The organism is Azotobacter bryophylli (assembly GCF_042643485.1).
Taxonomy (GTDB): Bacteria; Pseudomonadota; Gammaproteobacteria; order Pseudomonadales; family Pseudomonadaceae; genus Azotobacter; species Azotobacter bryophylli.
In genome coordinates this window covers 34,748-47,258 of sequence record NZ_JBHRSJ010000002.1, presented here as the reverse complement: position 1 = coordinate 47,258, position 12,511 = coordinate 34,748, and the positions used below count along the sequence as shown (strand labels likewise).

Below are 12,511 nucleotides of genomic sequence, written 5' to 3'. Positions count from 1 at the left end.
TCTTGAAATGGGGGAGAGGGACGGCTCGGGAAGCTTAGTCGCTTCCCGAGGGGCGTCATTGCATGTTCAGACCGCCGTTGACGGAGAAGTCGGCGCCGGTGGCATAGGCCGCGTCTTCCGAGGCGAGCCAGGCGACCATGCTGGCGATTTCTTCCGGCTGACCCAGGCGGCCGACCGGGATGCCGGCAGCGATCTGCTCGAGGACTTCCGGACGCATGGCACCGGTCATTTCAGTGAGGATGTAACCGGGGGAGATGGTGTTGACGGTCACGCCTTTGCCAGCCACTTCGCGCGCCAGGGCCATGGTGAAACCATGGATGCCGGCTTTGGCAGCGGAGTAGTTGGTCTGGCCGAATTGGCCGCGCTGACCGTTGATGGAGGAGATGTTGATGATCCGGCCCCAGCCCTTGCCCAGCATGTCCTCGACCACCTGCTTGGTGGTGTTGAACAGGCCGTTGAGGTTGGTGTTGATCACCGCGTGCCAGTTTTCCGGAGTGAGTTTGCGGAAGCTCGCGTCGCGGGTGATGCCGGCGTTGTTGACCAGTACGTCGATGCTACCGACCTGCTCGCGCAGTTCGGCGAAAGCCCGGCTGGTGCTTTCCCAGTCGGCCACGTCATGTTCGCAGACGAGGAAGTTGAAGCCCTCGTCGCGCTGGGCTGCTAACCAGCCATCCTTGCGCTTGGATTGCGGAGTGCAGCCGACGACTACCTTGAAGTTTTCCTTGTAGAGGCGACGGCTGATTGCGGCTCCGATTCCACCCATGCCACCCGTTACGAACGCAATACGTTGATTGCTCATAGATTTCCCTTCCTTTGTCGGGGACCGAGGCAGACTCGCGACTGGATGAGCAGTACACGTGCTGCACTGGGTCGATGGTGTGATTGCCGAAATCGATTCTGTGCCGTGACGCGTCCGAGGGTAGTGCCCGTCGGTGACATCGTACTGGCTATCGGTGCCACCTCGGGATCGACCGGCGGATGACTTTTGCGATGGGTTGCGGCACCCTAGTCCGGCTTGCCCGACGCACGCTCGTAACACAATGGCTTTTTAATTTCATGGCGTTATGAGGTGCAATCAAGCGGCTATCAGTCGGGAAAGGAAAGCAATCGGCCAGCCGAGCCTGGGTGTCATGCGCCCCGCCAAGGAAGAGCGTTCGGTATGCGCATTGCACAGGCGGTAGTGGCTGTCTGGATATGGAAATCCGGGAACAGACGAGAGTGATCCGGCCAGGAACCAAGGCCGCGGCCTCAAGGTCTCTCGCTTCTGTTTCGGTCTTATGGGCCCATGGAAAATAGAGCGGTAAGGGATATGTTTACAGTCAGTGTGGGATATGCACGACTCGTCGAGGAGACGCTCAGGGCTGAGGGATTGAAGGTCGAGACCCTGCTGAGGGAATTGGAGCTGAGTTCCGATCTGTTCAAGGACCCCGCAGGGTGTCGCGTCAACGATCTGGCCCGGCTTATCAGCCGGGCGGTTGTGCACAGCAGCAACCCGGATATCGGATTGAAGGCATACGGGCAGGTCAGGCCGGGGATTTATGACGTGGTGGGCTACGTGATGATGTCCAGCCCCACCTTGAAGCGTGCCCTGGAACATTTGGTCCGGTTCAGTGCATTGATCGATAACGGCATGGAGCTCTCCTTGCAGAAGGAGGGTTCCGTTTATCGGCTGCGAAGTGATCGGCATGGCGGCTGCAAAGGCATACCGCGCCAGTTCTACGACGTGGGGACGGCGGCGTTGCTGTCCTATCTGCGCTGGATGTGCGGCGACCGGCAGTTCAAGCCGCTGCGTGTAGAGTTCATGCACGCCGAGCCGGCCGATACCAGCGAGTACGAGCGCGTGCTCCAATGCCCCTTCCAGTTCGACTCGTCCTCCTATTCCATCCTGTTCGAGCAGGAGGCGCTCGAGGCCCGTCTGAGCACGGCCGACGAGGCCTTGGCGGATATGCACGAGCGTTTCGCCGAGCTGCGCCTCAACGAGCAGACCTCTCAGCTCAGCGCCTGGCGCGTCCAGCAGTTGATCATCGAGCGTCTGACCGAGGGCGAGCCGACCATCGAGGAAGTCGCGGCAGCGCTCTTCGTCAGCAAGCGCACCTTGCAGAGGTGTCTCAAGAAGGAGGGTACCCAGTACAAGGACCTGCTCAATGAAACCCGCCGCCAGCAGGCGCACCTGTATTTGCGTCATTCCCATTTCAGTCTGCAGGAAGTGGCCTATCTGCTGGGTTTCCATGAGCACAGCAGCTTTTTCCGGGCCTGTTCGCGCTGGTTCGGCATGACGCCGGGCCAGTATCGCGCCGATCGCGGGTTCGCTGCGGGGGGCGGAGCGCCTTTGGCTGCCTATGGTTGACCTGGCATAGCGTGGATCCTCCGTCTGGGTGCATCCCGCTCCTTGTGTGGGTTGGCATGAGGCCATACCCGTGCGGGAATGGCCTTGCCCCGGGCCCGTTATTCGGGCCGGTCTTCCTGACGTGGTTTGGTCGTTCTCCGCCGGCCAGGCTTCCATGGGCCGCTGAGGATTTCCGCCGAGGTCTTGGCTGCCTTGCTGGCCGCCTGGGGCCTCGCCGCCGCTTTGCTGCGTGCGCTCTTCCTGGCCGGGGCCGTCTCGGCGAGTGGGGGCTCCAACGAGGTGATATCGGCGCAGGGCGTCGGTGCCACAGCGGTCTCGCCCGCGTCGGGCAGGCTATTCCAGGCGCCAGCTTGGGAAACCTCGTCCGTTGCCGGCAGGGTCTGAGTATTATCGACTGGTAGCGGTTCATCGTCCTGCCGAGGCCGGATGGCCGGCTCCGCCAGCGGCTGTCCCAGCACGGCATGCAGCTCGCGCCAGCACTCGCCGAGGCGACCTTCCGCATGCGCCAGCATGGGCTCGCTCCTGAGGGCGAGCTCCAGTGCCTGCTTGCGCGATGCATCGTCGGGCAGCAGCAGGGGGAGGGTGCGCAGGCTTTCTGCGGGATGGGCGAAGACCAATAGGCTCTGCAGGCGTGCCGTTTCGCGCAGAGCCACCGGATCGAGCGATCCGCTCGGCCCGAAAAGGTCGCGGAGATGTTCGGCAAAGCGGTCGATGCTGGCTTTGCCGTGCGCCCCCGCCGCCTGTCCGAGCAGAAGGAAAATGCGCAGGATGGCTTCGATGCGGCCCCCCGCGGGCAAGGCTTCCTGCAGCCGCTCGCTCAGGTCACGGTCCTGCTGGAGGGCGTGCTCGTTCTCTCGTTTCGGTGCCTTCTCGCCCATCATGGCGGCGAGCCAGCCGTAGGCACCATGGAAGCAGGCTTCGTGGATGGCATCGCGGATATCCCGGTATGTGTCCAGCGCGTCCTCCACCTGCAGGGAGAACAGGGTCTGCCATTGGAAGAGCGGATTCTGCGGGTGGACCCGGTAGCGGTTTTCTCGGGCAGCGGTGGAGGCAGCCGGGAGCCACCATAGCGCCGGATTCAGGCTGCTCCAGACGGCTTGGCTCATCTGGAACGGATGAGCTTTGCGCAGGGCTTCGGCCGTGGGTTCGTTGATCGCACGGCTCAGCCAGGGGCGCACGCAACAGTCGTAGAGGCTGCTGTTCAGTCGGGAGATGCGGTCGACCAGGGCAAACTCCCGTTCGTCCTCTTTTCCGTCCCGGTCATGAGCGAGGATATCGGCGATCTGCCGGTGCTCGAAATGAACTTGGTAGCTTTCCTCCCCGTCCAGCGTCTCTTCGCCGTCGATGATCAGCTCGTACAGCCCGGGCGGAAGAGCGGTGATGACAGCGAAGGCGTCGATCAGTTGGCGGTGCTCCCGGCGAGTGACCTGGGACGAGGTGAATATCCCCAGGTGGCCGATGCTGGTGTGCTTCAGATAGACAATGGTGCGTCCGGCATCGCGCAGGGCCAGATCGCTCGGATAGATGTCGGCGATCCAGTTGAGCGCCTGTTGCGGGGGCGTGATGTTGTCGCCATCGGAACAGAACACGACCACCGGCGCTTCGATCCGGCGCAGGTCGACATGGCGCTGGCCAGGGTCGCCGCCGACCAGACGGTTGCCGATGAACAGGTCGTCGACGATGGTTTCGATCTCCTCGCTGTTGTGCAGGGTCGGGCTGCCCCACCAGCGCTCGAAGTCCAGGAAGCGCGGAGCCTCGCTGTCGATGTTGGCGAAGAGGTTGTAGTACTTGTTCCAGAGGTTGGTGGCAGGGTCGAGGGCCTCGAAGTTGCTGACCAGCCAGGTGCCGTCAAAGCGTCCGTTGCCCAGGTCGCTGCCCAGACGGGTCATCCAGGCGCCGCCGAACAGCCCGCCGACATAGCGCATCGGATTGCTGCCGCTGACCCCGGCCCAGTAAGACAGCGGCGCGCCGTTGATGACGACGAGGCCGGGCAGCTCAGGCCGGGTCGCGGCCAGGCCCATGATCGCCCAGCCGGCCTGACAGTTGCCGATGATGATCGGCTTTCCGCTTCCCGGATGGCGCTGGGCGACCAGTTCGATGAACCGGGCTTCGGCATGGGCGATGTCGGCAAGGGTCTGGCCCCGGGCCGGCGCATGGCTGAAGCCGACGAAGTAGGTCGGGTGACCCGCGCGCAGGCTCTCGCCGATGATCGAATCCTGCTTGAATCCGCCGATACCTGCGCCCTGGCCGCCGCGCGGATCGACCACGATGACCGGCGGGTGATGGTCGTCAATCATCAGGTCTTCTGCGGGAAGAATGTGCAGCAGCGAGTAATTGACCGGGCGCGGCAGATCTTGCCCGTCGAGCAATACCTCGTAGTCGAACTTGAGCAGCAGGGGATAGCCCGCGCGGGCGTAGTCCAGGGAGTTGTCGCCGCGCTGGCGCAATGTGTCCCAGAACAGCAGGCTGCGCTGGCCGAGGTCCACCAGATATTCGGACCAGTCGGTCATGCTCGGCGGCTGCAGGCGACCTTCGCGCAAGAGTCGAAGCTTGCCCTCCTGGCGCCGTTGCAATCCATCCGCAATCACTTGGCCCTGCCGGTTCAGCAATGCACCTAGGCGCTTGATCAATCCTGCCAGTAAGACAACTGTATCTTGCTTCGCAAAAAAAGAATCCCTGTTCATGGCTGTGCCTCCTGGCTCGGATCGTGTGGTCGCGTACGGTAAGGAACGTCCTCAAGGGGCTGGAAGTCTAGTTTTCACCCTTGCGCGCACCGGTCGGCGCGCTGGAGCCCTGGGGTTTATAACGTGACGGGGTAGGCTTGGCAAAAATATTTTTTGCAGTGCAAAAAGTGGTTGCGCAAATCATTTTGCGGCGCAACAATGAATCTGCCCGTTGAGCCAGTCATTCGTAACCAGCGGCACGCAAGGCCGGCACGGCCCAAATCCTTCGTAGGAGATACGACATGTCCGTTTTTGATCTGGAAAAACTGGAAAGCGCTTCGAAATCCCACCTGGATACCCTGCAGCAGCTGAACAGCCGGCTGTTTGCGAGTGTCGAAGAGTTCTCCCAACTGCAGTTCAAGACCCTGCGCCAAACCACCGACGACAACTTCGAGAACGTGCGCAAGCTGCTGTCGGTCCGTGATCCGCAGGCCTTCATCGAACTGCAGGCCTCCTTCTTCAAGCCGAACGAGCAAGCCGAGCGTTTCGTCGAGTTCAGCCGCCAGGCTTACGACCTGTTCTCCCGCTTCCAGGGCGAGGTCACCAAGCTGGCCGAGCGTCAGATCGAAATCGGCACCCAGCAGGTGCAGGAACTGGTGGAAGAAATCAGCAAGAACGCTCCGGCGGGCGCCGAGCCGGTGGTTTCCGTGTTCAAGTCGGCTGTGGAAAGCGCCGGCAACGTCTACGAAAGCGCCCAGAAGGCCGCCAAGCAGGCCTCGAAGCAGGCGGCCGATATTGCTGAGAGCGGCATCGACGCTGCCGCTGCCGCTGCTGCGCAGGGCAAGAAGACTGCCTGATCGGCAGATCGCGGCTCCCGCTTCCGAAGCCGCCGTGGTGTGGTTGTACCCTCCTAACAAGTCCCCCTAGGCGGTGAGGTCAGGCTTTCTGACCCTCATCGCCCTCTTTTTTGCTGCTGCCTGCGCCGGCGCCTCCTAGTCCGGAGAACACTCCGAACATGTTCTGCGTGTTCAGGTAGAGCTTCTTGGTTTGCTCGACGTACTGACGCATCAGGTCCTGCATCATCGGGGCCTGGGCTTGCATGAACTCGCTCCAGGCTTGGCTCGACTGCAGCCCGGCTTGGGTCTGCACGTCGATGACCGACTGGATGCTCTTCTCCAGATAGCTGCCGAGCATGCCCTGGAAGGGGCCGTAGAAGCGGATGATCCCCTTGAGCATCTCGGTGCTGAAGATCGGTTCGCCGTCACCTTCGGCCTCCTGGATGATCTGCAGGAGAATGCTCCGCGTCAGATCTTCGCCGGTCTTCGCATCGACGACCTGGAAGGGCTCTTCGCTGATCACCAGCTGGCGGATATCGGCAAGCGTGATATGACTGCTGGTGCGTGTGTCATACAGGCGGCGGTTGGGGTATTTCTTGATCAGGCGGACATCGTTCCGGCCAGTGGCAGACATACGCGTATCCCGTTACATGACAGATGTTGTCATGTTAGCCGAACGAGATCGGCCTGTCTGGCCGGGACCTGTACCTGGGCGAGGAGGAGGGCTGTCCGGCGCCAGTGGAGGTCACTGGCGGCCGACGGATGGCGCGTCGATTCTGTCCGGAGGGGCGCTCGGCTTCCGATTCAGTTGATCAGGCTGAGGAACTCGCTGCGGGTCGCAGCATTGGCCCGGAACTGGCCGAGCATCACCGAAGTGACCATCGAGGAGTTCTGCTTCTCCACGCCGCGCATCATCATGCACATGTGCTGGGCTTCGATCACCACGGCGACCCCGGCCGCGCCGGTGACCGACTCGACCGCCTCGGCGATCTGGCGAGTCAGGTTTTCCTGGATCTGCAGGCGACGTGCATACATGTCGACGATGCGTGCGACCTTCGACAGGCCTAGCACCTTGCCGTTGGGCAGATAGGCCACGTGAGCCTTGCCGATGAATGGGAGCATGTGGTGCTCGCAAAGGGAATACAGCTCGATGTTCTTCACCAGCACCATTTCGCTGTTGTCCGAGCTGAACAGCGCGCCGTTGACGATTTCCTCGAGGGTCTGCTGATAACCGCGGCAGAGATACTGCATGGCTTTGGCTGCACGCTTGGGCGTATCGACCAGACCTTCACGGCTTACGTCCTCGCCAAGATAGCCGAGAATCGCGGTGTACTGCTGTTCCAGGGACATGGGTCTTCCTGTGGGGGGCTTGTTTGAAGTACCAGGCGCAGGTTAGGGCGCGCGCGTCAGGCTTGCAAGCGTACCGTGATGTGGTCGAGGGAGGTCAGGACTTCATTCATCGCGGCCTTCGAGCATGTTTCGCTTGAGCAGGACGTAGAGAGCGCCGGTGCCGCCGTGCTTCGCCTGGCAGGAGACGAAACCGAGCACTTGCGGATGCTGGCGCAGCCAGGTGTTCACATGGCTCTTCAGCATCGGCCGCTTGCCGTCCAGGCGCGCAGCCTTGCCGTGGGTGACCCGTACGCACCGCACCTCGAATTTCACTGCTTCGGCGAGAAAATCCCAGAGTGTCTCGCGAGCCTTCTCCATGCTCATGCCATGCAGGTCCAGACTGCCTTCGAAGCTGATCTGGCCAGCCTTGAGCTTACGCATCTGGCCTTCCTGAACGCCTTCGCGAGCCCAGTACAGTTCGTCCTCGGCGCCTACGTCGATGACGAACTGATCGGAGAGTCCGTCGACCCGGATGGTTTCCGTGCGCTCGGTGGCGGCTTGCCGGCGGTCGGCGATCTGCCGACGGTCTGGCCTGGGCTTGCCGGTGTCGGCCTGCTCCTGCTTGAGCGGCTTGACGCCGCGTACTGCGGCCTGGAACAGGGAAAAGTCGTCGTCGGACATGGGCTCACCTCCGTGAAGAGGGATTAGTTTACCCAGTACGTCCGTCTCAGTTGCGCTTTTTCAGCAGATGCGGCGCAAGGCTCAGGTCGTCGCTCGGACGTCGCAGGCGCCGTCGACAAAGACGCCAGGCCAGGACGCCGATCCAGAGCGACAGCAGGCCGAGGATCAGGAGGGGAATCGCCGAGATTCCAGATGCGTCCAGCCCGGGCAGGTTCGGCGGGCGGCCGAGCAGCGAGGCGGCACCGGCCATGGAGAGCAGGATGCCGAGGGCCGCGCAGAGGGCGGAAAGCGCCGCTCCGATGCGCCAACGATGGATCTGTGGCTTGGGCGGACGTAGGCGGCGAGCATCGAACCCGTCGGGTAACTTCATTCCGACTTTCTCTCGTTGAGGTTACGGCCTGAGACCGGCGAGGCTGGCGGCGGTTCAGTTCGTCACCGTGCTGGGCGTCCGCTGCCCAGTATCGGCTCGATTTCCGGTAGTCCGGAAGGATTGATCCTAGAGCAGGGCCTTGGTGTCGGGGACGACGACCGCGAAGTTGTCGGCGAGCGCCGCGACCTCGATACGGTGAACTTCGGCCGCACTGAGGATGCCGCTGGGCGTCGGCAGGTTCCGGGTGGCACAGGCCTTGTCCACCAGGGTGCAGCGATAGCCGTAATCCTTCATGGCCCGCACGGTGCTGCTGACGCTCGAGTGGGTCATGAAGCCGCAGACGATGAGGTCCAGATGGCCGATGGCCTGCAGCTGGTCGTGCAGGTCGGTGCCGGAAAATGCGTTCGGCAGGCGCTTCTCGACCACGAACTCACCCTCCTGTGGGGCGAGTTCGGGAAGGAACTGGCCGCGTTCGCCTTGGGGGTCGAACAGGCCGCCGGTTATGCCCAGATGCTTGACATGCACAATAGGAGTGCCGCAAGCGCGAGCTGCTGCCACCAGATCGACGATCTCCGCCACGGCCGCTTCGAGGTCGGGCAAGGGCAGTGCTCCCATGCGGTATTCTTCCTGCACGTCGATGACGAGCAGGGTGGCGTTCTTCAGTTTTGCGGGAGCGAAGCCGCGACCGGTGAGCTGCAAAATTGTTTTATGGGATTGGGGCATGCTGGCTCCTCCTTGGACAAACGGCGCCGATTGTCGCTTCCCGACAGACATAAGTGAACTGTTATCGCTCTAGCCTATGGGAGGGGTTGGAGGCTAGCAAGGTACCGATGCCACCTCTCACGACCGTCGGGCAGAGGAACCATTTCCTGCGGCGGATGGTCGTAGCTCCGGTTCGAAAGGAGTCGATCATGGCCTGGTTCGTCGAGTTGTCCGCGTATTTCTGGTTGTTGTTCACCCTGGTGGTATCGGTCGCCGTGCTTCGCGAGCTCAGACGTCACCCCGAATGAAGCAAGAGAGTGTGTGGGGGCGTGCGGGCATATGTCGCACTTCACGACGGCCCGAGCCGCCCGTCCTACCGCCGCTGCTGCGTGCTCGTCCGGATCGGCTAAACTGCCGCATTTCCCGGGCCTGGAGCCGACGATGCTCGCTACTACCTCTCGCCTGCGCACCCTGCGCGACCATATCCGCTGGGCCGTGAGCCGCTTCCATGCCGAGGGTCTGTTCTTCGGCCACGGTACCGACAACGCCTGGGACGAGGCGCGTCAGTTGGTGCTTGGAGCCCTGCATCTGCCCTGGGAAATGGCTGACAGCTATCTCGATTGCCGCCTGGAAGAGGATGAGTGCGTCCACTTGCAGGCGTTGCTCCGGCGGCGCATCGAGGAGCGTGTCCCTGCGGCCTATCTGATCGGCGAGGCCTGGTTCTGTGGCCTGCCATTCCTGGTCGACGAGCGGGTGCTGGTGCCGCGCTCGCCGATCTCCGAGCTGATCGAACAGCACTTCGCACCCTGGCTGCCCCGGGAGCCCGCGCGCATCCTCGACCTCTGCACCGGCTCGGGCTGCATCGGCATCGCCTGCGCCTACGAGTTTCCGGAGGCCGAAGTGGTGCTGGCGGATCTGTCCTTCGAGGCCCTGGAGGTGGCCAACCAGAACATCGAGCGGCATGGCCTGGAGGAGCGCGTCTATACCGTTCAGGGCGATGGCTTCGACGGATTGCCGGGGCAGCGTTTCGACCTGATCCTGTCGAATCCGCCCTACGTGGACGCCGAAGATTTCGCCGACATGCCGGCCGAATACCATCACGAGCCGGCCGTCGGCCTGGCCTGCGGGGCGGATGGCCTGGATCTGGTGCGCCGGATCCTGGCCGAGGCCGCCGACCACCTGACCGAGCAGGGGCTGTTGATCGTCGAGGTGGGCAACAGCCAGGTGCATGTCGAGGCGCTGTACCCGGAGGTGGACTTCACCTGGCTGGAGTTCCAGCGCGGCGGCCACGGTGTCTTCCTGCTCGCCGCGGCCCAGTGCCGCGAGCATCGGGAACTGTTCCGTTCGCGGCTGTCCGCGTAGGTCGAGCCCTTTCTACTGGCGCAGGACGAAGTCGCCGACCACCTGTTTCAGCTCCTGGGCCAGGGGCAGGTCCGGCTCGTCGTAGGACGCCAGCTGCCGCTGCAGGTCCGCCGGCACGATGCGCAGCACGTGGTTCATGCCGTCGATCAGCGCCAGCTCGGCATCGGGCTTGGCCCGCTTGAGCGCTTCGGCGTCCGCGACGCCCACCTGGATGTCGCGGGTGCCTTGGACGATCAGCGCCGGGATCCGCAAGCGGGCGAAGGCCGCCGCCGGGTCCTGGCGGAATAGGGTAATCAGGTAGGGCTGCACGCTGGGGCGGAACAGGATCCGCAGCGGATCGGGAACGTCCTCGCGCGTGCGGCCCGCTTTCAGGTCCCCGACCAGCGCCCTGCTGTAGGCCAGCAGGGGCAGCGGCAGGCGACTCCGCAGCTGCTCGAGCAAGACCTGGTCGATCGGCCGGCCGCTGCCGGCGATGGCGACCAGCGCGTCGGCGCCGGCCTGTTCGGCTGCCAGCGTGGCGATCAGGGCGCCTTCGCTGTGGCCGATCAGCACCAGCCGGGAAAATCGCGGGTCGGCCTTGAGCTTCCGGCCCCAGGCCGCCGCGTCGGCCACGTAACCCTCCACGCTCAGCATTCGCTCGTCGGGCGCGGCGTCCCGGCTGGCGGCGACGCCGCGCTTGTCGTAGCGCACGCTGGCGATGCCGCGTTCGGCCAGGGCCCAGGCCAGGCGCTTGAGGCTGTCGTTGCGTCCGGCGGGGTTGTTGCCGTCGCGGTCGGTGGGGCCGGAGCCGGCGATCAGCAGCACCACCGGCAGTGGCGGCGTGCGTTTCGGCAACAGCAGGGTACCGTGCAGCTCGCCGGTGGCGGTCGGCAGATCGACGGGGCGCTGGAGAAGGGACTCGGCACGGACGGAGGCGGCCGCCAGGAGGATGAGCAAGAGGAACGCGCGCAGCATGGCGGACAACCATTCCGGATCAGTGGCGGGGAGTTTGGACGTGCCGGCTGGCGAAATGTTCGCAAGGTGAACTCGCCGAGCCTCGCCGGTATACTCGCACACCTTCGTTCAGGCTGATTGTTCGCGGAGCTCCTGCATGTCCGGCAATACCTACGGCAAGCTGTTCACTGTCACCACCGCCGGCGAGAGCCACGGTCCGGCGCTGGTCGCCATCGTCGACGGCTGCCCGCCGGGGCTCGAACTGTCGGCCGCGGACCTGCAGTGCGACCTGGACCGGCGCAAGCCCGGCACCAGCCGGCACACCACTCAGCGCCAGGAGGCCGACGAGGTCGAGATCCTCTCCGGGGTGTTCGAGGGCAAGACCACCGGCTGCCCGATCGGCCTGCTGATCCGCAACACCGACCAGAAGTCCAAGGACTACTCGGCGATCAAGGACCTGTTCCGCCCGGCCCACGCCGACTACACCTACCACCACAAGTACGGCATCCGCGACTACCGTGGCGGCGGCCGCAGCTCGGCGCGCGAGACCGCCATGCGCGTCGCCGCCGGCGCCATCGCCAAGAAGTACCTAGCCAGCCTCGGCATCAGCGTGCGCGGCTTCATGAGCCAGCTGGGGCCCATCGAAATCCCGTTCAAGAGCTGGGAGTCGGTGGAGCAGAATGCCTTCTTCAGCCCCGACCCGGACAAGGTGCCGGAGCTGGAGGCGTACATGGATCAACTGCGCCGCGACCAGGACTCGGTCGGCGCCAAGATCACCGTGATCGCCGAAGGCGTGCCGCCGGGCCTCGGCGAGCCGATCTTCGACCGTCTCGATGCCGAACTGGCCCATGCGCTGATGAGCATCAACGCGGTCAAGGGCGTGGAGATCGGCGCCGGTTTCGCCTGTATCGCCCAGCGCGGCACCGAGCATCGTGACGAGATGACCCCGGACGGTTTCCTGTCCAACAACGCCGGCGGCATCCTCGGCGGAATTTCCTCGGGGCAGCCGATCGTCGCCCATCTGGCGCTCAAGCCCACCTCCAGCATCACCACGCCCGGTCGCTCCATCGACATCGAGGGCAATCCGGTGGAGGTGGTCACCAAGGGCCGTCACGACCCTTGCGTTGGCATCCGCGCCACGCCCATCGCCGAGGCGATGATGGCCATCGTGCTGATGGATCACGTGCTGCGCCAGCGGGCGCAGAATGCCGAGGTCTGGGTGGACACCCCGGTGCTGCCGCAGCTGTGAGGGGCGTAGCCGGTTGGGCGGAGGCCCTGGCCGCCATCC

Annotated in this window: 12 protein-coding genes; 4 read left to right on the top strand and 8 right to left on the bottom strand. The window is 63.9% G+C overall.

What is annotated here, in order from left to right; translation table 11 throughout:
* Nucleotides 1–55: 55 nt before the first annotated feature.
* Nucleotides 56–799, bottom strand: a complete 744-nt coding sequence (gene phbB / locus ACFOJE_RS02610; protein WP_377812692.1) for an acetoacetyl-CoA reductase — start codon at nt 797–799, stop codon at nt 56–58.
* A gap of 570 nt (nt 800–1,369) precedes the next feature.
* Here phbB and ACFOJE_RS02605 point away from each other — a divergent pair.
* On the top strand, nt 1,370–2,347 hold the full coding sequence (locus ACFOJE_RS02605; protein ID WP_377812691.1) for an AraC family transcriptional regulator: 978 nt from the start codon (nt 1,370–1,372) through the stop codon (nt 2,345–2,347).
* Nucleotides 2,348–2,445: 98 nt separating this feature from the next.
* On the opposite strand, the gene ACFOJE_RS02600 is transcribed toward ACFOJE_RS02605, so the two are convergent.
* On the bottom strand, nt 2,446–5,031 hold the full coding sequence (locus ACFOJE_RS02600; RefSeq protein WP_377812690.1) for a DUF3141 domain-containing protein: 2,586 nt from the start codon (nt 5,029–5,031) through the stop codon (nt 2,446–2,448).
* A 281-nt stretch (nt 5,032–5,312) separates the two neighbouring features.
* On the opposite strand from ACFOJE_RS02600, the gene ACFOJE_RS02595 reads away from it, so the two are divergent.
* Nucleotides 5,313–5,867: a phasin family protein gene (locus ACFOJE_RS02595; RefSeq protein WP_377812689.1), complete on the top strand. Its 555-nt coding sequence runs from the start codon at nt 5,313–5,315 to the stop codon at nt 5,865–5,867.
* Nucleotides 5,868–5,946: 79 nt separating this feature from the next.
* Here ACFOJE_RS02595 and phaR read toward each other — a convergent pair whose 3' ends face one another.
* The 5 genes from phaR to ACFOJE_RS02570 form a co-directional block, all read right to left on the bottom strand.
* Nucleotides 5,947–6,480 carry a polyhydroxyalkanoate synthesis repressor PhaR gene (phaR, locus tag ACFOJE_RS02590; RefSeq protein ID WP_377812688.1) on the bottom strand — a complete coding sequence of 178 codons (534 nt, stop codon included), beginning with the start codon at nt 6,478–6,480 and terminating at the stop codon, nt 5,947–5,949.
* A gap of 170 nt (nt 6,481–6,650) precedes the next feature.
* Nucleotides 6,651–7,196 (bottom strand): GTP cyclohydrolase I FolE, encoded by a 546-nt coding sequence (gene folE, locus ACFOJE_RS02585; RefSeq protein WP_377812687.1) that lies wholly within the window; start codon nt 7,194–7,196, stop codon nt 6,651–6,653.
* A 102-nt stretch (nt 7,197–7,298) separates the two neighbouring features.
* Entirely contained in the window at nt 7,299–7,856 is a 558-nt protein-coding gene (locus ACFOJE_RS02580) for a Smr/MutS family protein (RefSeq protein ID WP_377812686.1), read from the bottom strand.
* A gap of 46 nt (nt 7,857–7,902) precedes the next feature.
* Nucleotides 7,903–8,226, bottom strand: a complete 324-nt coding sequence (locus ACFOJE_RS02575) for a hypothetical protein (RefSeq protein ID WP_377812685.1) — start codon at nt 8,224–8,226, stop codon at nt 7,903–7,905.
* 126 nt (nt 8,227–8,352) lie between these two features.
* The gene (locus ACFOJE_RS02570) at nt 8,353–8,949 is read right to left on the bottom strand and encodes a cysteine hydrolase family protein (RefSeq protein WP_377812684.1); all 597 of its coding nucleotides are present in this window, start codon (nt 8,947–8,949) and stop codon (nt 8,353–8,355) included.
* 420 nt (nt 8,950–9,369) lie between these two features.
* Between ACFOJE_RS02570 and prmB the strand changes: the two genes are divergently transcribed.
* Complete coding sequence (prmB, locus tag ACFOJE_RS02565) at nt 9,370–10,290, top strand: 50S ribosomal protein L3 N(5)-glutamine methyltransferase (RefSeq protein WP_377812683.1); 921 nt, start codon at nt 9,370–9,372, stop codon at nt 10,288–10,290.
* 12 nt (nt 10,291–10,302) lie between these two features.
* Here the strand turns inward: prmB and ACFOJE_RS02560 are convergent, their stop codons facing one another.
* Complete coding sequence (locus ACFOJE_RS02560; RefSeq protein ID WP_377812682.1) at nt 10,303–11,244, bottom strand: alpha/beta hydrolase; 942 nt, start codon at nt 11,242–11,244, stop codon at nt 10,303–10,305.
* Between the two features lie 136 nt (nt 11,245–11,380).
* On the opposite strand from ACFOJE_RS02560, the gene aroC reads away from it, so the two are divergent.
* Nucleotides 11,381–12,472, top strand: coding sequence for a chorismate synthase (gene aroC, locus ACFOJE_RS02555; protein WP_377812681.1), 1,092 nt, complete (start codon nt 11,381–11,383; stop codon nt 12,470–12,472).
* Nucleotides 12,473–12,511 lie beyond the last annotated feature (39 nt).